This is a genomic window from Streptomyces sp. SAS_272, from assembly GCF_052543235.1.
In genome coordinates this window covers 89,169-110,202 of sequence record NZ_JBMNDR010000008.1, presented here as the reverse complement: position 1 = coordinate 110,202, position 21,034 = coordinate 89,169, and the positions used below count along the sequence as shown (strand labels likewise).

At 73.2% G+C, this 21,034-nt stretch carries 14 protein-coding genes; 1 reads left to right on the top strand and 13 read right to left on the bottom strand.

Annotation, left to right across the window (positions count from 1 at the left end):
- Positions 1 to 422: 422 nt before the first annotated feature.
- From ACN6LD_RS08325 to ACN6LD_RS08275, 11 genes are all read right to left on the bottom strand, one after another.
- Complete coding sequence (locus tag ACN6LD_RS08325) at positions 423 to 1,031, bottom strand: TetR/AcrR family transcriptional regulator (protein WP_445042809.1); 609 nt, start codon at positions 1,029 to 1,031, stop codon at positions 423 to 425.
- The gene (locus ACN6LD_RS08320) at positions 1,019 to 1,768 is read right to left on the bottom strand and encodes an enoyl-CoA hydratase family protein (RefSeq protein WP_319194101.1); all 750 of its coding nucleotides are present in this window, start codon (positions 1,766 to 1,768) and stop codon (positions 1,019 to 1,021) included. Before ACN6LD_RS08320 ends, ACN6LD_RS08325 begins: the two co-directional genes overlap by 13 nt.
- Positions 1,765 to 3,333 carry a 4-coumarate--CoA ligase family protein gene (locus tag ACN6LD_RS08315; protein WP_319194099.1) on the bottom strand — a complete coding sequence of 523 codons (1,569 nt, stop codon included), beginning with the start codon at positions 3,331 to 3,333 and terminating at the stop codon, positions 1,765 to 1,767. The genes ACN6LD_RS08320 and ACN6LD_RS08315 overlap by 4 nt, the downstream gene beginning before the upstream one ends.
- Positions 3,334 to 3,407: 74 nt before the next feature.
- Positions 3,408 to 4,538, bottom strand: coding sequence for an acyl-CoA dehydrogenase family protein (locus ACN6LD_RS08310; RefSeq protein WP_319194097.1), 1,131 nt, complete (start codon positions 4,536 to 4,538; stop codon positions 3,408 to 3,410).
- A 71-nt stretch (positions 4,539 to 4,609) separates the two neighbouring features.
- On the bottom strand, positions 4,610 to 6,457 hold the full coding sequence (locus tag ACN6LD_RS08305) for an acetyl/propionyl/methylcrotonyl-CoA carboxylase subunit alpha (RefSeq protein ID WP_445042808.1): 1,848 nt from the start codon (positions 6,455 to 6,457) through the stop codon (positions 4,610 to 4,612).
- A 5-nt stretch (positions 6,458 to 6,462) separates the two neighbouring features.
- On the bottom strand, positions 6,463 to 8,061 hold the full coding sequence (locus tag ACN6LD_RS08300) for an acyl-CoA carboxylase subunit beta (protein WP_319194093.1): 1,599 nt from the start codon (positions 8,059 to 8,061) through the stop codon (positions 6,463 to 6,465).
- Entirely contained in the window at positions 8,058 to 9,752 is a 1,695-nt protein-coding gene (locus ACN6LD_RS08295) for an acyclic terpene utilization AtuA family protein (RefSeq protein ID WP_319194092.1), read from the bottom strand. Before ACN6LD_RS08295 ends, ACN6LD_RS08300 begins: the two co-directional genes overlap by 4 nt.
- Complete coding sequence (locus ACN6LD_RS08290; RefSeq protein ID WP_445042807.1) at positions 9,749 to 10,543, bottom strand: TIGR03084 family metal-binding protein; 795 nt, start codon at positions 10,541 to 10,543, stop codon at positions 9,749 to 9,751. Before ACN6LD_RS08290 ends, ACN6LD_RS08295 begins: the two co-directional genes overlap by 4 nt.
- Before the next feature lie 176 nt (positions 10,544 to 10,719).
- Positions 10,720 to 11,676: an EamA family transporter gene (locus tag ACN6LD_RS08285; RefSeq protein WP_445042806.1), complete on the bottom strand. Its 957-nt coding sequence runs from the start codon at positions 11,674 to 11,676 to the stop codon at positions 10,720 to 10,722.
- A 327-nt stretch (positions 11,677 to 12,003) separates the two neighbouring features.
- Entirely contained in the window at positions 12,004 to 13,128 is a 1,125-nt protein-coding gene (locus ACN6LD_RS08280; RefSeq protein WP_445042805.1) for a lipid II:glycine glycyltransferase FemX, read from the bottom strand.
- A gap of 118 nt (positions 13,129 to 13,246) precedes the next feature.
- The gene (locus ACN6LD_RS08275) at positions 13,247 to 16,246 is read right to left on the bottom strand and encodes an FAD-binding and (Fe-S)-binding domain-containing protein (protein ID WP_445042804.1); all 3,000 of its coding nucleotides are present in this window, start codon (positions 16,244 to 16,246) and stop codon (positions 13,247 to 13,249) included.
- Positions 16,247 to 16,339: 93 nt separating this feature from the next.
- Between ACN6LD_RS08275 and serC the strand changes: the two genes are divergently transcribed.
- Entirely contained in the window at positions 16,340 to 17,458 is a 1,119-nt protein-coding gene (gene serC / locus ACN6LD_RS08270) for a phosphoserine transaminase (protein WP_445042803.1), read from the top strand.
- A gap of 75 nt (positions 17,459 to 17,533) precedes the next feature.
- Here serC and ACN6LD_RS08265 read toward each other — a convergent pair whose 3' ends face one another.
- Positions 17,534 to 19,138 (bottom strand): alpha/beta hydrolase, encoded by a 1,605-nt coding sequence (locus tag ACN6LD_RS08265; protein ID WP_445042802.1) that lies wholly within the window; start codon positions 19,136 to 19,138, stop codon positions 17,534 to 17,536.
- Between the two features lie 309 nt (positions 19,139 to 19,447).
- A complete protein-coding gene (locus ACN6LD_RS08260) occupies positions 19,448 to 20,980 on the bottom strand; it encodes a cellulase family glycosylhydrolase (protein ID WP_445042801.1) in 1,533 nt (510 codons plus the stop codon).
- Positions 20,981 to 21,034: the final 54 nt, after the last annotated feature.

Below are 21,034 nucleotides of genomic sequence, written 5' to 3'. Positions count from 1 at the left end.
CACCGCCCCTGGAGCATGGAGAGCGGCTCCGCCCCTGGAGCATGGCGGAGCCCGACGACACCTGGACCGTGGCAGAGCCCGACGGCCCCTGGAGCGTGGAGAGCGGCTCGGCCCCCGGAGCATGGCGGAGCCCGACGACACCTGCAGCGTAGAGCAGCTCAGCCCCTGACCCGGCCGAACGACACCGCCCCTGGAGCATGGAGAGCGGCTCCGCCCCTGGAGCATGGCGGAGCCCGACGACACCTGGACCGTGGCAGAGCCCGACGGCCCCTGGAGCGTGGCTCGGCCCCTGGAGCATGGCGGAGCCCGATGACACCTGGACCGTGGCAGAGCCCGACGGCCCCTGGAGCGTGGAGAGCGGCTCGGCCCCTGAAGGTGGCTCGGCTCAGCCCCGTGGCGACGCGCCCCGACCGGCACCGCCCTCAGCCGAGCGCCTCGTCCAGCAGTGCCGCCCACTGCGCCACCACCCGCGCGCGGCGCGGCCCGTCGTCGGTGAGGAGGTTGGCGAGGCCGAGGCCGCGGGCCATGTCGAGGAGTCCCTGGACCTTCTCGCGGACCCCGGGCACGGACTCGTCGGCGTCGAGGAGCTCCACGGCGATGCGGTGGGACTCGCGGCCCACCCGGGCCTCCAGTTCGGTGACCCGCGGGCGCAGCTGCTCCTCGTTGGAGGCGGCCACCCACAGGTGCAGGGCGGCGCGGAAGAGGGGGCCGGTGTAGAGGTCGACGAGGGCGGAGACGACCGCCCGCCGGTCGCCGGCCGCGCCCTGCGGGAACAGGGCGCGCAACGCGGTCGAGCGTTCCTCGGCGACGTACTCGACGGCCGCGGTGAACAGATCCTCGCGGGTGGGAAAGTGGTGCTGGGCGGCTCCGCGGGAGACGCCCGCGCGTTCGGCGACGACGGAGACCGTGGAGCCCGCCCAGCCGTGCTCGCCGAGGCAGGCGACGGCGGCCTCGAGAAGCCGCTGCCGGGTGGCCCGGCTGCGGTCCTGCTTGGGGACACGGTCGCGGTCCACCGCGCTCACAGCGCCCATGCCGGATCCCGTCGTTCGAGGAAGGCCGTCATCCCTTCGCGGGCCTCGGCGGTGGAGAACAGCCGTGCCGAGAGTGCGGTGAGATCGGCGGCATCCCGGTCGAATGCCTCCAGCACCCTAGCCGTGAGCAGCCGTTTCGTCTCGGCCAGCCCCTGCGGGGCGGATCTGCGGAGCCCCTCCAGGACGGGGTCGAGGACGGCGTCGACGTCGTCGCCGGCCGCGGTCAGCAGGCCGATCCGGGCGGCCTCGGGGGCGTCGAAGCGCTCACCGGTGAGGTAATAGCGGGCGAGGGCCCGCGGGTCGGTGCGCGGGAGCAGCGGCAGGGAGATCACCGCAGGCGCCACCCCGATCCGGACCTCCGTGAACGCGAAGGTCGACGCGGTGGTGGCGGCCGTGACGTCGCAGGCGGCGAGCAGGCCGAGCCCGCCGGCCCGGACGTGCCCGGCGACGCGGGCGACGACCGGCTTCGGCAGGGCGACGATCCGGCGCAGCAGGCCGACGAACGCGTCCGGGTCGGGAGGGTCGCGCAGGTCGGCGCCGGCGCAGAAGGCGCCGCCGGTGTGGGTGAGGACGACCGCGCGGACGCCGGGGTCCTCGGCGCAGTCCGCGAGGGCGTCGGCGAGGGCGCCGACGAGCGCCGAGGAGAGGGCGTTGCGGGTGGCGGGCGCGTCGAGGCTGAGCGTCTCGACGCCCCGCGCGCGGGTGCGTCCGATCAGGGGCGCCGCGGCCGTCGTCATGCGCGCTCCCGCAGCCGGCGGCGGAGGATCTTGCCCGAGGCGGCTCTGGGCACGGCGTCGACGAAGGTGACGCGGCGGACGCGCTTGTAGGGGGCGACCCGTTCGGCGACGTACATCGCGACCTCGCCCGCGGCGAGTTCGGGGGCGGTGGGCCGACGGACCACGAAGGCGTGCGGGACCTCGTTGCCGTCGTCGTCGTAGACGCCGATCACGGCCGCGTCCGCGATCTGCGGGTGGGTGAGGAGCAGCGCCTCGAGTTCGGCGGGGGCCACCTGGAAGCCCTTGTACTTGATGAGTTCCTTCACGCGGTCGACGACGAACAGCCAGCCGTCCTCGTCGACCCGCCCGACGTCGCCGGTGTGCAGCCAGCCGGCGTCGTCGATCATGTCGGCGGTGGCGTCGGGGCGGCCCAGATAGCCCTTCATGACCTGGGGTCCCCGGATGAGGATCTCGCCGGCCTCGCCGACGCCGAGGTCCTTGTCGGGATCGTCGAGGGAGACGATCCGCATCTCGGTGCCGGCGATGAGCCGGCCGACGGTGCCGCCGGGCGCCTCGCGCATGGCGGACAGGGGGACGACGTGGGTGCCCGGCGACAGTTCCGTCATGCCGTAGGCCTGGCCCAGGGGCGGGAGGTTCAGGCGCTCGGCGCAGGCCGCGGCGAGGCCGGCGTCCAGCGGTGCGGCCGCGCTGATCACGTATTTCAGCGACGTCAGGTCGTAGGCGGCGACCGCCGGGTGCTTGGCGAGGGCGAGAACGATCGGCGGGGCCACGTACAGGCCGGTGATGCGGTGCTTCTGGATGGCGGCGAGGAACGTCTCGAGGTCGAAGCGGGGCAGGACGACGACCGTGGCGCCCTGCCGCAGCGGGGCGTTCATCAGGGCGGTGAGCCCGTAGATGTGGAAGAAGGGCAGCACGGCGAGGATGCGGTCGCCGGGACCCGCGGAGATCGCCGGTTCGAGCTGGGCCAGGTTGGTGGCGATCTGCCGGTGGGTGAGCATGACGCCCTTGGGGACGCCGGTGGTGCCTGAGGAGTACGGCAGGGCCGCGACGTCGGCCACCGGATCGATGGCGATCTGCGGTTCGGGGGCCGCCGAGCCGAGCATGTCGACCAGCGAACGGTGCCCGGGGGCGGTGTCGCAGACGAAGATCTCCTCTACGCCGCCCGCGAGTTCGGCGGCCCGCCGGGCCGTCTGCAGCAGCGGCGAGACGGTGACGATCCAGCGGGCGGCCGAGTCGCCGAGCTGTTTGGCGAACTCCTCGGCGGTGGCGAGCGGATGCACCGTGGTGACGGTGGCGCCCGCGCGGGTGGCCGCGTAGAAGGCGATCGGGAACGCGACGGTGTTGGGGCTGTGCAGGGCGAGCACGTCGCCCTTGGCGACCCCGGCCTCGGCGAGGGCCGCGGCGACCCGCCGGTGGAACCGGTCCAGCTGGTCGTACGTGAGGGTGGTGCCGTCCGTGCCGTCGACGAGGGCGGGCAGCTCGCCGAACTCGGCGGCGCGGCCCAGCACGACGTCGTGGATGGGGAGTTCTATGGGCGGGACGTCTGCGTACGCGCTGCGGAACATGGTTCCTCCTCGGGCGCCGGGCACGTGGGTGTGCCGGTTCGGGCGCTTCGGGCCGGTGCGGCCGGTGAGACGGTTCAGTACGACTTGGGCAGGCCCAGGGTCTGGTGGGAGACGTAGTTGAGAATCATCTCCCGGCTCACCGGGGCGATACGAGCCACGCGGGAGGCCGTTATCAACCGGGCGAGGCCGAACTCCCGCGTGAGGCCGTTGCCGCCGAGGGTGTGCACGGCCTGGTCGACCGCCTTCACACACGCCTCCCCCGCCGCGTATTTGGCCATGTTGGCGGCCTCGCCCGCACCCGCGTCGTCGCCCGCGTCGTACAGGCCGGCCGCCTTCTGCATCATCAGGCGGGCCAGTTCGAGGTCGATGTGGGCCTGCGCGAGGGGGTGCGCGATGGCCTGGTGGGCGCCGATGGGGGTGTCCCAGACGGTGCGTTCGCGGGCGTACGCGATCGCTCGGGTCAGGGCGTGACGGCCCATGCCGATCGCGAAGGCGGCCGTCATGATGCGCTCCGGGTTCAGACCGGCGAAGAGCTGCAGCAGCCCGGCGTCCTCGTCGCCCACCAGGGCGTCGGCCGGGAGCCGCACGTCGTCCAGGACGAGTTCGAACTGCTTCTCCGCGCTGCTCAGTTCCATGTCGATCCGACGGCGGGAGAATCCGGGCGCGTCGCGCGGGACGATGAACAGGCAGGGCTTGAGGCGGCCCGTGCGCGCGTCTTCGGTGCGGCCGACGATCAGGGTCGCGTCGGCGATGTCCACGCCGGAGACGAACACCTTGCGGCCGGTCAGCAGCCAGTCGCCGCTCGCGCTGTCGCGGCGGGCGGTGGTGGTGATGCGGTGGCTGTTGGAGCCGGCGTCGGGCTCGGTGATGCCGAACGCCATGAGGCGGCTGCCGTCGGCCAGCGCCGGGAGCCACGCCTGCTTCTGGGCCTCGGTGCCGAAGCGGGCGATGACCGTGCCGCAGATCGCCGGGGAGACGATCATCATCAGGAGCGGGTTGCCCGCGGCGCCCATCTCTTCCAGGACGAGGGAGAGTTCGGTGATGCCGCCGCCTCCGCCTCCGTAGGCCTCCGGGAGGTTGACGCCGATGTAGCCGAGCTCGGCGGCGGCCTGCCAGAGGTCTGCGGTGTCGGTGTGGGCCTTGGCGAAGGAGGTCACCGCCGCGCGGAGTGCCTTGTGCTCGTCGGATTCGATCATGGTCGTCACTGTGGCTCCTTTGGCTCGGGGTTCGTCTGGCTGCGGGTTCGTCGTGGCCGGTCGCGCAGTTCCCCGCGCCCCTAGGCGTCCTGCACTACGGCCAGCAGCGTGCCGACCTGGACCTGCTGTCCTTCCGTCACCCGGACCTCCGTCACCGTTCCCTTCGCCGGGGCGGAGATGACGTGTTGCATCTTCATCGCTTCGAGCCACACCAGCGGTTCACCCGCTTCGACACTCGATCCGGTGATGAGACCGGGCGCGAGCTTGACGACCGTGCCCGGCATCGGGGCCAGGAGGGAGCCGGGGGCGTACTGGGCCTGCGGGGCCGGGAAGCGCGGGAGGGCCGTGAGGGTCTCGCCGTTGACGTGGACCTGGTCGCCGTAGCGGGCGATCTCGTAGCGGTGGCGCACGCCGTCGGACTCCAGGACGACCAGGGACGGGGTCGCGTGGACGACCTGGACGCCCTCGGCCGTGAGCCCGGACCGGCCGTGTGTGTACGCCACCTCGATCTCCTCGCCGCCCACCGCGTACCGCTTCGTCTGCGGCTGGGACGGCACGTTGCGCCAGCCGCCGAACGGTGAGCGGGTGCGCGCGTCGGCGAGGGCGGCGGCCAGCGGGGCGTACGGGTCGGGCGCCGGGACGGTGAGGTCGCCGAGGTGCCGGTCGTAGAAGCCGGTGTCCATGCGCGCGGACGTGAACTCCGGGTGCCGCAGGGAGCGGACCAGCAGGTCGCGGTTGGTGACCGGCCCGTGCACGACCATGCGTTCCAGGGCGCCCGCGAGCCTGCGGACCGCCTCCGCGCGCGTGGGCGCATGGGCGACCACCTTGGCGAGCATGGGGTCGTAGTGGACGCCGATGTCGTCGCCGTCGCCGAAGCCGGTGTCCAGGCGGACGCCCTCGGGGACGGACAGACGGTGCAGGACGCCGGTCTGCGGGGTCCAGTCGGCCGCCGGATCCTCGGCGTAGAGGCGGGCCTCGACGGCGTGACCGCGGACGGGCGGCGGTTCCGGGGCGAGGGCTGCGCCCTCCGCGACCCGGATCTGCTCGGCCACCAGGTCGAGCCCGAAGACGGCCTCCGTGACGGGGTGCTCGACCTGGAGGCGGGTGTTCATCTCCAGGAAGTGCGGCCGGCCGTCCGCGATGAGGAACTCGACCGTGCCGGCGCCGACGTAGGAGACGGCCCGTGCGGCGCGCACGGCCAGCGCGCGCAGTTCCTCCGCCAGGGGCTCGGCCAGACCCGGCGCCGGCGCCTCCTCGATCACCTTCTGGTGGCGCCGCTGGAGCGAGCAGTCGCGGGTGCCCAGCGCCCACACCGTGCCGTGCGCGTCCGCGAGGATCTGCACCTCGACATGACGGCCGTTCTCCACGTACGGCTCGACGAACACCTCGCCGTCGCCGAAGGCGCTCGCGGCCTCGGCGCGCGCGCCTTCCAGCGCGGGGCCCAGCTCCGTCAGGCGGCGCACGACGCGCATGCCGCGCCCGCCGCCGCCCGCCGCCGCCTTCACCAGCACGGGCAGGTCGGCCGCCGTCACCTCGTCCGCGGCGAGCGGGGCGAGCCCCATGAGCTGTTTGGCGCGCGTCTTGGACGCCATGGCCTCGATCGCCTCGGGGGGCGGCCCGATCCAGACGAGGCCCGCGTCCAGGACGGCGCGCGCGAAGTCGGCGTTCTCGGACAGGAAGCCGTAGCCGGGATGCACGGCGTCCGCGCCCGCGGCGACGGCGGCCTTCACCACGAGGTCGGCGCGCAGGTAGGTGTCAGCGGGCGAGCTGCCGGGCAGCCGTACGGCCGCGTCGGCCACGCGCGTGTGGAGCGCGCCGGCGTCGGCGTCCGAGTGCACGGCGACGGTGCGCACGCCCGCCTCCCGGCAGGTGCGGAAGACGCGGCAGGCGATCTCGCCGCGATTGGCCACCAGAACGGAAGTAATCATGAGCCTCACATCCGGAAGACGCCGAAGCCGCCGCGGGCGCCCTCGTACGGGGCCGTGTGCACGGCCGACAGGCACAGTCCGAGGACGGTGCGGGTGTCGCGCGGGTCGATGACGCCGTCGTCGTACAGCCGCCCCGACAGGAACATGGGCAGGGACTCGGACTCGATCTGCTGTTCCACCATGGCGCGCAGGGCGGAGTCGGCGTCCTCGTCGTAGGGGTGGCCCTTCGCGGCCGCCGACTGGCGGGCGACGATCGACAGGACGCCGGCGAGCTGCTGCGGGCCCATCACGGCCGACTTGGCGCTCGGCCAGGCGAACAGGAACCGGGGGTCGTAGGCGCGTCCGCACATGCCGTAGTGGCCGGCGCCGTAGGACGCGCCCATGAGCACCGACAGGTGCGGGACCTTCGAGTTGGACACCGCGTTGATCATCATCGCGCCGTGCTTGATGATGCCGCCCTGCTCGTACTCCTTGCCGACCATGTAGCCGGTGGTGTTGTGCAGGAAGAGCAGCGGGATGTCGCGCTGGTTGGCGAGCTGGATGAACTGGGCGGCCTTCTGCGACTCGGCGCTGAACAGGACGCCCTGGGCGTTCGCCAGGATGCCCACGGGGTAGCCGTGCAGGCTCGCCCAGCCGGTGACGAGGCTCGTCCCGTACAGCGGTTTGAACTCGTCGAAGTCGGAGGCGTCGACGATCCGGGCGATCACCTCGCGCGGGTCGAAGGGGGTCCGCAGGTCCCCGGGCACGATGCCCAAGAGCTCTTCCTCGTCGTACTCGGGAGGGGCAGCGGGGCCAGGGTCCGGGTACGCCTTGCGGTGGTTGAGGCGGGCCACCACGCGCCGCGCCTGGCGCAGCGCGTCCCGCTCGTCGACGGCGAAGTGGTCGGCGAGGCCCGACACGCGCGCGTGCATCTCCGCGCCGCCCAGGGACTCGTCGTCGCTCTCCTCCCCGGTGGCCATCTTGACCAGCGGCGGCCCGCCGAGGAACACCTTCGCCCGCTCCTTGACCATGATCACGTGGTCGGACATGCCGGGGACGTACGCGCCGCCCGCGGTCGAGTTGCCGAAGACCACGGCGACGGTCGGGATGCCGGCGGCGGAGAGCCGGGTCAGGTCGCGGAAGACGGCCCCGCCCGGGATGAAGATCTCCTTCTGGGAGGGCAGGTCGGCGCCGCCGGACTCGACCAGGCTGATGCAGGGCAGCCGGTTGGCGAGCGCGATGTCGTTGGCCCGCAGGGCCTTCTTCAGCGACCAGGGGTTGGTGGCGCCGCCCCGCACCGTCGGGTCGTTGGCGGTGATCAGGCACTCCACGCCCTCGACGACGCCGATGCCGGTCACGAGGGACGCGCCGACGGCGTGGTCGCTGCCCCAGGCGGCCAGCGGCGACAGTTCCAGGAACGGCGTGTCGGGGTCGAGGAGCAGTTCGATGCGCTCGCGGGCGAGGAGCTTGCCGCGCGCGCGGTGCCGGGCGACGTACTTCTCGCCGCCTCCGGCCGACGCCTTCGCGTGCTCGGCGTCGAGGCCGGCCAGCTTTCCGAGCATGGCCTCGCGGTGGGCGCGGTAGTCGGGGCCGTGGATGTCCAGGGCGGACGTGATGACCGTCAAAGGAGGGCCTCCGGGATGTCCAGACAGCGGGAGCGCAGCCATTCGCCGAGCGCCTTGGCCTGTGGGTCGAAGCGGTGCCGGTCGGCCACGCCGGCGCCGAGGACGCCCTCGACGACGAAGTTCAGGGCGCGCAGCCGGGGCAGGGCGTGCCGGGTGACGGTCAGGGTGCGGCACTCGGGGAGGAGTTCGCGCAGCCGGTCGGTGGTCAGCTCGTGGGCGAGCCAGCGCCAGGCGTCGTCCGTCCGCGCCCAGACGCCGACGTTGGCGTCGCCGCCCTTGTCGCCGCTGCGGGCTCCGGCCACCAGCCCGAGGGGCGCGCGCCGCACGGGGCCGGGCGGCAGCGGTGCGGGCAGGTCGGGTTCCGGCGTCGTCTCGAGCGGGCGGTACCCGTCGGCCGGCGGCGCGGGCACGGTCAGGCGGCGGCCGTCGTGCAGGACGGCGACGTGCTCGACGTCCCCCTGCGGGACGGACGAGGCCTCGAACACGCCGTACGGCGAGCCCTTGCCGGGGGGTGCGAGGAGATGGAAGCCGGGGTAGCTGGCCAGCGCCAGCTCGACGGCCGCCCCGCTCAACGCCCGCCCGACGACGGCCTGTTCGGGATCCCGCACGACGAGTCGCAGCAGCGCGCTGGCGGTCTCCTCGGTGTCGGCGTCGGGGCGGTCGGTGCGGACGAGTTCCCAACGGACGTCCGCCGGGGGCGACGTGGCGAGTGCGTCGGTCATCTGCTCGCGCACCAGCGCAGCCTTGGCCTCGATGTCGAGGCCGGTGAGCACGAAGACGACCTCGTTGCGGAAGCCGCCGAGGCGGGTGCGGCCGACCTTGAGGGCCGGTGGCGGGGCCTCGCCGCGCACGCCGTCGATCCGCACCCGGTCCGGGCCGTCCTGGGTGAGCCGCACGGTGTCCAGCCGGGCGGTGACGTCGGGGCCGGCGTAGCGGGCGCCGCCTGTCTCGTACAGCAGTTGGGCGGTCACCGTGCCGACGTCGACGAAGCCGCCCGTGCCGGGGTGCTTGGTGATGACGCAGCTGCCGTCCTCGTGGATCTCGGCGAGCGGGAAGCCGGGCCGCCGCAGGTCACGGCCGGCGTCGCCGTCGGCGAAGAACGCGTAGTTGCCGCCCGTCGCCTGCGTCCCGCACTCCAGGACGTGACCGGCGACGACCGCGCCCGCGAGCCGGTCGTACTCCCGCGGCCCCCAGCCGAAACGGGCGGCGGCGGGACCGGTGACCAGGGCCGCGTCGGTGACCCGGCCGGTGACCACGACGTCCGCGCCCTCGCGCAGACAGGCGGCGATGCCGAAGCCGCCCAGGTAGGCGTGGGCGGTGAGGCTGCCGGGCCACCGGGGGCCGACGTCGTCGCCCTCGACGTGCGCGACGCGCGCCGGGATGCCGAGCCGGTCGGCCGACGCCCGCACGGCGTCGGCGAGTCCGGCCGGATCGAGGCCGCCGGCGTTGGCGACGATCCGGACCCCGCGCTCGTGGGCGAGGCCGAGGCACTCCTCGAGCTGCCGCAGAAAGGTGCGGGCGTATCCGGCGGCGGGATCCTTCAGCCGGTCGCGGCCCAGGATCAGCATGGTCAGCTCGGCGAGGTAGTCGCCGGTGACGACGTCCAGCTCGCCGCCGGTGAGCATCTCGCGGAGGGCGTCGAAGCGGTCGCCGTAGAAGCCGGAGGCATTGCCCACGCGCAGCACGCTCACGACGCCGTCCCCTTCGGCGGACGGCCGCTGCCGGGCGGGCCCGCGAAGGCCTGGGCGACGTCCAGCCAGCGGTCGGCGTCGGGGCCCTCGGCGTGCAGACCGAGGTCGGAGCGGTGGGCGCGCTGGGTCACCAGGAGGCAGAAGTCGTAGGCGGAGCCGGTGACCCGGTCGGCGGCGTCCTCGGGACCGTACGTCCACGACTGCCCCGAGGGGCTCCGCAGTTCCACGCGGAACTCCTCGAAGGGCGTGGGCAGGCCGTGCACGCCGAACGCGAAGTCACGGGTGCGGACGCCGAGGCGCACGATGTGCCGGAGCCGGTCGGTCGGCACGGGCTCCGCCCCCAGCGCGTCCGCCACGTCCAGGCCGTGGGCCCAGGTCTCCATGAGCCGCGCGGTGGCCATCGAGGCGGCGGCCATCGGCGGGCCGTACCAGGGGAAGCGCGCACCCGCCGGGGCGGCGCGCAAGGCCTCCTGCAGGGCGTCACGCCCGGTCCGCCAGCCCGCGAGGAGCTGCCCGGGCGGCTGCGCGGCCCCCTCATCGGCGCCGTTGTCCACGAAGTCGCCGGGTGCGGCCAGCGCCTTCTCGACCTCACGGGCGAAGGCGTCCCGGTCGGTCACGGCCAGCACGGAGGAACGGTCGGTCCAGGCGAGATGCGCGATCTGGTGCGCGACGGTCCAGCCGGGCGCGGGCGTCGGCAGCGCCCACTGCGCAGCTCCCAACCCGGCCACCAGGCGGTCGAGTTCGTCGCTTTCGGCACGGAGGTCGTCGAGCACGGGAGTGGGGTCGGCCATGGGGTGGAGCATGGCAGCGGCACCAAAAACAATCAAGCATGCTTGCATGAATTTCCGCCGGGATTCCGCCGGGATTCCGCCGGGATTCCGCCTTGGAATCCCGGCGGGTACCGCGACGAGGGCTACGGCGGGTCCCCGGATCGAAAAGGCCGGCCCCCGCGCCCGCGAAGTCGCCCTCACGCCTCCGGGACGGCCGCCTTGCCCCGCCCGACCTGGGTCCGCACCGCGCCCATGCTCGCCGCCACGACCAGGGCGATCGCGGCCGCCTGGACCGTGGTCAGGGCCTGGTCGAGGATGAGGAAGCCCGCGGTGGCGGCGATGGCCGGCTCCAGGCTCATCAGGATCGCGAAGGTGGACGCGGACAGACTGCGCAGGGCGAGCAGTTCGAGGGTGTAGGGCAGGACCGAGGAGAGCAGGGCAACCGCCGCGCCCAGGCCCAGCGTCACCGGGTCGGCGAGCTTCGCGCCCGACTCCACGAGACCCAGCGGGAGGAAGAGGAGCGCGCCCACCGCCATCGCCAGGGCGAGCCCGTCCGCCTGCGGGAACCGCCGGCCGGTGCGGGCGCTGAAGACGATGTACGCCGCCCACATCGCGCCGGCGCCCAGCGCGAACGCGACGCCCGCCGGGTCGAGCGCGCCGAAGCCTGCGCCGCCCCCACCGCCGCTGAGCAGGAACACGCCCGCGAGCGCCAGCGCGGCCCACACGAGGTTCAGCGCGCGGCGCGAGGCGACGACCGAGAGGGCCAGCGGGCCGAGGACCTCCAGCGTCACCGCCGGGCCCAGCGGGATGCGGTCCAGCGCCTGGTAGAACAGGCCGTTCATCGCGGCCATCGTGACACCGAAGACGACGACCGTGCCCCAGTCGGCGCGCGAGTGGCCGCGCAGCCGCGGCCGGCAGACGACCAGCAGCACCACGGCGGCCACCAGCAGCCGCAGGGCCACCACGCCTAGGGCGCCCGCCCTCGGCATCAGGGTCACCGCGAGCGCGCCGCCGAACTGCACCGAGATCCCGCCGGCGAGCACCAGACCGACGGGGCCGAGGGACCCGAACCGGCCCGGACCGGCCGCGGGAGCGCCGGAGGACCGCGGCGAGGCGGCAGGGGCGGTGGCGGCGGCTGCGTCGGGGGTGCTCACGGGCGGTCCAGGTGTTCGGCTCGGCAGGTTCGACTCGGCGCGTTCATCTTGATGAACTACCAAGTCCAGATTAGTGGACCACGACAGGTGTGTGAACCCTTTATGCCTCTGTCTCAGGCTGCGAGACGTCGAGGGCCGGAATCGGGGAGCGGAGCCGAGGGCCGGAGTCAAGAAGCGGAGGACGGGGCCGGAGTCGGGAAGCCGAGGACGGGGCCGGAGTCGAGAAGCGGAGGACGGGGCCGGAGTCGGGAAGCGGAGGACGGGGCCGGAGTCAAGAAGCGGAGGACGGGGCCGGAGTCGGGGAGCGGAGGACGGGGCCCGGGGGCCCTATCGGCGGCCCAGGTACAGGTGCAGCGCTCTGTGCAGCAGCTTGTCGAGGGGGAAGTCCCACTCGCCCAGGTACTCGACCGCCTGTCCGCCCGTGCCCGCCTTGAAGCGGAGCAGGCCGAGCAGGTGGTCGGACTCGTCCAGCGTGTCGGTGATCCCCCGCAGGTCGTAGACGGCCGCACCCTGCTCGTACGCGTCCGTCATCATGCGCCACTGCATGGCGTTGTTGGGCTGGACCTCGCGTCTGCGGCCGGTGGAGGCGCCGTAGGAGTACCAGACGTGCTCGCCCACGGTCAGCATGGTGGCCGCGGCGAGGACCTCTCCGTCGTGGTGCGCGAGGTACAGCCGCATGCGGTCCGGCCGCTCGGCGTTCAGCGCGCTCCACATCCGCTGGAAGTAGGACAGCGGGCGCGGGACGAAGCGGTCGCGCTCGGCGGTCTCGGTGTACAGCCCGTAGAACACCGGCAGGTCCTCCGCCCCGCCGCGGACCACCTTCACGCCCGCGTTCTCCGCCTTCTTGATGTTGCGCCGCCACTGCTGGTTCAGACCGCTGCGGACGTCGTCCAGCGACCGCCCCGCGAACGGCACCTGGAAGACATGGCGCGGCTGGCCGGCCGCGAAACCGTCCTCCCCGCCCCGCTCGGCCTGCCGCCAGCCGGCCCGGTACAGCCGATCGGCGACGTCCCGGGCGCCCTGCTCGTACGAGGTCGGCTCGACGTCCCCCAGCCGGTGGAGGTCGGGGTCGGCGACGGCCGCCTTGACGGCGTCGGCGCTCCAGCGCCGTACGACGACGGGCGGACCCATCTTCACCGAGAAGGCCCCCCGCTCCTTCAGGTGCGCGAGCATCGGCGTCAGCCAGCGCTCGGCGAGATCGGGCGCGTGCCAGTCGACGACCGGCCCCTCGGGCAGGTACGCCAGATACCTGCGCAGCCGCGGCAGCGGCCGCAGCAGCACCAGTCCGGCCCCCACGAGCACGCCCGCCCCGTCGATCCACCCCAGACTCCCGGCCCGCCAGTCCGGCTTCACATCGCCCCACGAGGGGATCTGCAGGTGACTGACGGAGGGACGTCCCTCGACGAACGCCAGGTGCTCGTCACGGCTGATGGACCGGACACACAGACTCATACGCGGAGCTCCTTCGAGGGACCGTTCAGCCGGCCGTACGACCGCTGCGGCCACCCTAGGAGCCGGTCACCGCACTCCTGCGGCCCTGACGCCGCCCGCGTCCGCGTGTCCCCGTGCGCTACGCGCGCGTGGGTGCTCCCTCGTCGTCCGGATCCCCCTCCGGCGCCTGCGGCAGGGCCTCCGCCAGTGCTTCCGCCAGGTGCCTCCCCCGCACCCCCGCCAACTGGTCCAGCTGGGTGCGGCAGGAGTAGCCGTCGGCCAGGACCAGCGCCCCCTCGGGTGCGGTCCGCACGGACGGCAGGAGCCGTTCCTCCGCGCAGGCCGCCGACACCTCGAAGTGGCCCGCCGTGAAGCCGAAGTCGCCCGCCAGGCCGCAGCAGCCGCCGCTCAGGTCGCCGGTGAGGCCGGCGGCCGCGCGCAGCCGCCGTTCGGCCGCGTCGCCCAGCACGGCGTGCTGGTGGCAGTGGGTCTGGCCGACCGCCGGACGGTCCAGGCGGGGCGGGGTCCAGTCGGGGGCGTGCCGTTCAAGGGCCTGGGCGAACGTGAGGACTCGGGCGGCCAGGCGCGCCGCGCGCGGGTCGTCGTGCAGCAGCTCGGGCAGGTCGGTGCGCAGGGCGGCCGCACAGCTCGGCTCCAGGACGACGACCGGGGCGGCCGTCTCCAGCACCGGTTCCATCAGGTCGAGCGTGCGGCGCAGCACCACGCGCGCGTGGTCGAGCTGACCGGTCGAGACGTAGGTCAGCCCGCAGCACACCCGGCCCCGGCGGGCCGTCACCAGCGCGGCCGCGCTCCGGGACCGGCCGTCGCCCACCGGCCGCCCCCTCATCCGCAGCGTGGGCGGCAGCGCCACCCGCAGCCCGGCCGCCTCCAGCACCCGGACGGCCGCCCGGCCCACGGACGGCGAGAGGTGCTCGGTGAAGGTGTCGGGCCACAGGACGACCAGGTCGCCCGGTTGCCGGGTGTCGCCCGGTTGCCGGGTGTCGCCCGGTTGCCGGGTCGCGGGCCCGCCTGCGGTCCCCCTCCCCCGCCACCACGCGCTGAACGTCTCGCGCGCCAGCCGCGGGAGCGTACGCTCCGGCGCGATGCCGCCCGCCCGCTTCGCGAGCCGGGCGAGCGGCCCCACGGAGGCCAGCGCGTTCACGGCCGCCGCCGCCCGCAGCCGCGCCGCCCACCGCAGCCACACCGGCAGCCGCCCCATGCTGTAGTGCGCGGCCGGGCGCCGGCGGCCCGCGTAGTGGTGGTGCAGGAACTCCGCCTTGTAGGTGGCCATGTCGACCTCGACGGGGCAGTCGGAACGGCAGCCCTTGCAGGACAGACACAGGTCCAGCGCGTCCCGGACCTCGGTGGAGCGCCAGCCGTCCGTCACCAGCTCGCCGGCCAGCATCTCGTGCAGCAGCCTGGCCCGGCCGCGCGTGGAGTGCTCCTCGCGGCCCGTGGCCCGGAACGACGGGCACATCACCCCTGCCTCCCCCGCCGCGCCCGGAGCCCCCGCAGGTCCCGTCGCCCCCGCCGTCGTGCGGCACTTCGCGACCCCCACGCACCGGCGCACCGCCGCCGCGAAGTCGCCGCCGTCGGACGGGTACCCGAACTCCACGTCCACCGGCTCGCGCGGCAGGACGGAGAAGCGCAGTCCGGCGTCGAGGGGCGCGGGGCGCACCAGCACCCCCGGGTTGAGCAGGTCGTCCGGGTCCCACACGCCCTTGGCCCGCTCGAACAGCGCGACCAGCTCCGCCCCGTACATCCGGGGCAGCAGTTCGGCCCGCGCCTGCCCGTCCCCGTGCTCGCCGGAGAGCGAGCCGCCGTGCGACACGACCAGCTCCGCCAGCTCCTCCGAGAAACGCCGGAATCGGGCGACGCCGGCCTCCGACAACAGGTCGAAGTCGATACGGACGTGGATGCAGCCGTCCCCGAAGTGCCCGTACGGCGTGCCGCGCAGGCCGTGGCGCGCGAGCAGCCCGCGGAAGTCGCGCAGATAGCCGCCGAGCCGGGCGGGCGGCACGGCACAGTCCTCCCAGCCGGGCCAGGCCTCGCCGCCGCCGGGCATCCGGGTCGCCGTGCCGGCGGCGTCCTCCCGCACCCGCCACAGCACCCGCTGCCCGGCCGGGTCCGTCACCACCCGCGCGTCCAGGGCGTCCGCCGCGCGCACGATCGTCCGCGCACGCGCGCGTGCCTCGTCCGCCGACCCGCCGCCGGTCTCCACGAACAGCCAGGCTCCGCCGCGCGGCAGGGCGACCGACGTCGCCCGCGGCACCAGGTCGGCCGCCATGCCCTCCACCGTCAGCGGCCCGAACGGCAGCAGCCCGGCCGCGGCCTCGGCGGCGGCGCCCTCGTCGGCGTACCCGAGCACCGCGAGCGCACGCGCGCGTGGCGCCTCGACGAGAGCGACGACCGCCTCCGTCAGCACCCCCAGGGTGCCTTCGGATCCGCAGAACGAACGGGCGACGTCCGCGCCGTTCTCCGGCAGCAGCGCGTCCAGGGCGTACCCGGAGATACGGCGGGGCAGGTCCGGGAAGCCGGTCCGCAGCCGCGCCAGGTCCCCCTCCACCAGCGCCCGCAGCCCGTCCGGCGCCCCGGCCCACCCCCGTCCGAGCGTCAGCCGCTCACCGCGCGCGGTGAGCACCGACAGCTCGCGCACGCTGTCCGCCGTGGTCCCCCAGGCCACCGAATGGGAGCCGCACGCGTTGTTGCCGATCATCCCGCCGAGCGTGCACCGGCTGTGCGTGGACGGGTCGGGGCCGAAGCGCAGCCCGTGCGGAGCCGCGGCCTCCTGCAGCCGGTCGAGCACCAGCCCCGGCTGCACGACGGCCGTGCGCGCCCCCGCGTCCAGCGACACCAGCCGGTTCATGTGCCGGGTGAAGTCCAGCACCACCCCCGTCCCCGTCGCCTGCCCCGCGATGGACGTGCCCCCGCCGCGTGCGACGACCGGCACCTCGTGCGACCGGCACACCTCCAGGACGGCCGCCACGTCGTCGGCGTCACGCGGCGCGACGACGCCCAGCGGGACACGCCGGTAGTTGGACGCGTCCATGGTGACCAGCGCCCGGGCCGTCACCCCGAAGTCCACGTCCCCCCGGACGACCCGCCGCAGCTCACCCTCGAGGTCCTGGAGATCCGTCATGCGTCCAGCAAACCAAAACGGCGCGCCGAAAACGCGTCTCACCCGACGGACGAGGTTTCACCCAGGTTTCCCGCACCGGCTAACCTCCCTTCCGTGGCTGAGATCCAGATTCCTGCTGACATCAAGCCCGCCGACGGTCGATTCGGCGCGGGCCCCTCCAAGGTGCGGGTGGAGGCGCTGGACGCCCTGGCCGCCACCGGCACGTCCCTCCTCGGCACCTCCCACCGCCAGGCCCCGGTGAAGAACCTGGTCGGCCGGGTGCGCGCGGGCATCTCCGAGCTGTTCCAGCTCCCGGACGGGTACGAGGTGATCCTGGGCAACGGCGGCTCGACCGCGTTCTGGGACGTCGCGACCCACGGCCTGATCGAGAACAGGTCGCAGCACCTCACGTTCGGCGAGTTCAGCTCGAAGTTCGCGAAGGCCGCGAAGCTCGCCCCCTGGCTGGCCGAACCCACCGTGATCTCCTCGGACCCGGGCACGCACCCCGAGCCGACCGCCGAGGCGGGCGTCGACGTGTACGCGTTCACGCACAACGAGACGTCCACCGGTGTCGCCGCCCCGCTCCGGCGTGTCCAGGGCGCCGACGAGGGCTCGCTGGTCCTGGTGGACGCCACCTCCGGCGCGGGCGGCCTGCCGGTCGACATCGCCGAGACGGACGTCTACTACTTCGCCCCGCAGAAGTCCTTCGCCTCCGACGGCGGCCTGTGGATCGGCGTGTTCTCCCCGGCCGCGATCGAGCGCGCCGAGCGGATCCACGCGTCCGGCCGCCACATCCCGGAGTTCTTCAGCCTGCCGACGGCGATCGACAACTCCCGCAAGAACCAGACGTACAACACCCCTGCGCTGGCGACCCTCTTCCTGCTCGACCAGCAGCTGGAGTGGATCAACGGCCAGGGCGGCCTCGCCTGGTCCACGGCCCGCACCAAGGACTCCTCGAGCCGCCTCTACGGCTGGGCCGAGGAGTCGAAGCACGCCGCCCCGTTCGTCACCGACCCGGCCAAGCGCTCCCAGGTCATCGGCACGATCGACTTCGCGGACGAGATCGACGCCGCCGCGATCGCGAAGGTGCTGCGCGCCAACGGCATCGTCGACACCGAGCCCTACCGCAAGCTCGGCCGCAACCAGCTGCGCGTCGCGATGTTCCCGGCGATCGACCCGTCGGACGTCGAGGCCCTGACCACGTGCGTCGACTACGTGATCGAGAAGCTGTAACCGCTCCGCACACGAAGGAAGGGCGCCCGGTGACCGCACCGGGCGCCCTTCGCGTTCAGTTCCGCGGCAGGTCGATCAGCCGCGGACGCCGAGCAGGCCGTGCAGGGTGTCTGCGGGGTTCACGGCAGCCGGCTGCCCCGCTGCCAGGGCGGACCGCGCCGCGGCCGCCGGCTGCGGGTCGGCGGTCTTCTTGCAGACCGCGTCGGCCACCCCGGTGCCGCGCGGCACGGTGCCGTCGGTGAGGTACTTGGCCAGGTACTTGTCGAGGCAGGCGTTGCCGCTCAGCGTGATGCCGTGGTTGCCGCCGCCCTGCTCCACCACCAGGCTGGAGTGCTTGAGCAGACGGTGGACCGCGACGCCGCCCTGGTAGGGGGTGGCCGCGTCGTTCGTCGCCTGGAACAGCAGCACCGGCGGGAGCTTGCTGTTGGCGACGCTCACCGGCTTCATCGACTTCGTGGGCCAGTAGGCGCAGGGCGCGTTGTACCAGGCGTTGTTCCAGGCCATGAACGGGGCCTTCTTGTACACGGCCCAGTTGTCCTTGCGCCACTGGTTCCAGTCGCGCGGCCAGGAGACGTCACGGCACTGCACGGCGGTGTAGACGCTGTAGCCGTTGTCGCCGGAGGCGTCGATCGCCGCGATGCTGTCGTACGCCGAGACGAGCGGGGTGGCGTTGTGGCCGTTCACGTAGGCGGCGAACGCCGTGGCGAGGGTGGGCCAGTAGCCGTTGTAGTACCCGCCGGGGATGAAGGTGTCCTCCAGCTCGGAGGCGCCCACCTTGCCGCCGGCCGGGTGCTTGGCGAGCGCCGCGCGCATCGCGTACCACTTGGCCTCGATCTTGGCCGGGTCCGTGCCGAGCTTGTACGTGCCGTTGTACTTGGCGATCCACGCCATCAGCGCCTTCTGGCGGGCGTCGAAGGCGTAGTCCTGCGAGATGTTGGCGTCGTACCAGACCCCGCCGGGGTCGACGATCGAGTCCAGCACCAGGCGGCGCACCCGGGTCGGGTAGAGCTTGGCGTACACCTGGCCCAGGTACGTCCCGTACGAGTAGCCGAAGTAGTTGATCTTCTGGGCGCCGAGCGCCTTGCGGATCGCGTCCATGTCCTTCACGGCGTTGACCGTGTTGATGTACGGCAGGACGGACGCGTACTTCGTCCCGCAGGCCTTGGCGAAGGCCCTCGCGCGCGAGAGGTTGGCCTTCTCGATCGCGGCGGTGCGCGGCACGGAGTCGGGGCGGACCGGGTTGAAGTAGCCCGGCTTGCAGTCCAGGGCGGGCTGGCTCTCGCCCACGCCCCGCGGGTCGAAGCCGATGACGTCGTACTGGGACGCGACCGCCTTCGGCAGCGAGGAAGCGACGAACGGGGCGAGCGACAGACCGCTGCCTCCGGGGCCGCCGGGGTTGACCAGCAGCGGGCCCTGGTACTTGTGCGCGGTGTGCGGGACGCGGGACAGGGCCAGGGTTATCTTCCGGCCCTGCGGCTTGGCGTAGTCGAGCGGCACCTTCACCGACGCGCACTGGAGCGTCGGGGCGTCGTCCGTGGCGCACTTCTTCCAGGTCACCCTCGTCGCCTGGGCGGCAGCCTGGGCGACGGACTGCGACGTCGTGGCCTCGGCCGGGACGGCCGTGAGGGTCCCGGCCAGCACGACGGTCGCGCCGCACAGTACGGCTGTGCTTCTTCTCATGAAGTTCCTTCACGCCATCGGGAGTTCGACGGGACCGGAAGGTTCACGGTCCCGGGTGGATCTTTCCGAAGAAGCCCGGCCGCAAGAAGCTTTTCGCCCGACAATTTTGAACTCGTTTGCTTCACAGTCGTCTCACAGGCCGCCGGGAGCCGGGGCAACGCCGGCACACAGCCCGTCGTGCGCCGGCGCCGGGAATCGGTCGGGGCATCCGCGACGACGGCCGAGGGCGCCGCGACGACGGCCGGGAGCGCCCGGCCGACATCTCACCGGGCGCTCCGCTCTCAGGCCGCCGCGCAGGTCACACCCGTCTCACGCCGCCGTGCAGGTCACTGTCGGCGCACCTCCGCCCCCCGGCGCTCCGCCGAAGCCGAAGCTCGTCGAACCGCCCGCCGCCACCGTGCCGTTGTGCGCGGCGTTGGACGCGGTCACCGTCGCACCGCTCTGCGTGTACGAGGCGTTCCACATGCTCGTCACCCGCTGCGAGCCGCTCCAGGTCCAGGTGACCTTCCAGGACGACAGAGCCGTGGTCCCGGTGTTGGTGACCTTGACCTCGGCGTTGAAGCCACCGCCCCAGTCGCTGCTGACGGTGTAGGCGGCGCTGCACGCGGCCGTGCCTCCGCCGCCGCCGCCACCACCGCCGCCCGTGCCGGGGAAGCCGGGCGCCTTGACGCTCGTCAGGTATCCGTCCTTCACGGTGTCCACGGTCTGCCAGTCGTCCTTCAGGATGCCGCCCGTGTCACCGGAGTTGGGGTTCCACGACCAGAAGGTCCAGTGGAAGGAGTCGGCGCCGTACGTCGAGGTCGGACGCAGGTAAGTCACCAGCGCCGCGAGCCACTTCTGGTCCACCGTGGACTGGAGCGTGGTGCCGAACTCGCCCACCCACACCGGCGCGATGTTCTGCTTGAAGATGTAGCCCCAGTACTTGTCCCAGATCCCGGGCATGTTCGCCGGGAACGCCGGATCGCTGAACCAGCTCTGCTGGGCGACGCTCGTCGCGTAGTCGTGGGCCGAGTACACGACCCGGTTCGCCACGTCGAGCTGCACCGGGTACTGGCCGACGCCCATCAGGTTGCCGCCCCACCAGCCGGACACGCCGTTGAAGGTCTGCACGCCCTCGACGAAGATCAGCAGGTCGGGGTTGACCGACAGGACCGCGTTCCCGGCCCGCTGCGCCGCCAGCCGCCAGTCGGTAGCCGTGTCCCCGCAGCCCCAACAGGCAGGATCGTGCGGCTCGTTGTGCAGGTCGATGCCGACGACCGCGTCCTGGCCCTTGTAACGGGTCGCAAGGGACTTGAGGTTGGCGATCCAGGTCGACTCGGGAACGGCCGCCGTGTACCAGAGGGCCGACTGTCCCCCGGAGTCCGGCCGGTGCCGGTCGAGGATGACCTTCAGACCGTCCTGTCCGGCGTACGAGACGAGCTTGTCCAGGACCTGGAGCGAGTTGAGGCCCTGGAGGCCGGCGTTCTTGCCGCTGCTGAAGTCGATGCTGTTGGGGACGGTGGAGCTCTTGAAGATGTCGTCGCTGTACGGGATGCGGATCGTGTTGTAGCCCAGCGACTTCATCTGGTCGATCATGCTCTTGTAGTCACGGGACCAGAGACCGTGCACGACGTAGTTGCCGGTCTCGAAGCCGAACCAGTTGATCCCGGCGATCCGGACCGGCTGCCCGGCGGCGTCGAGGATCTGGCGGCCGCTGGTGTGCCAGTAGCCGGCCCCGGCGTCGGCCGCACGAACGCCGCTCGCACCGGAATCGATCGCCGCCCCTGCGGAACCGGCGCCCAGTGGTATCAGGAGTGCGGCGGCAACGCCGCACAGAACTCTTCGCAAGCTGCTGCGGAACATCTCGCTGCGTCCTCTCGGGAGGCGCGGGCCCGGAACGGAATGGGAGCGCTCCCA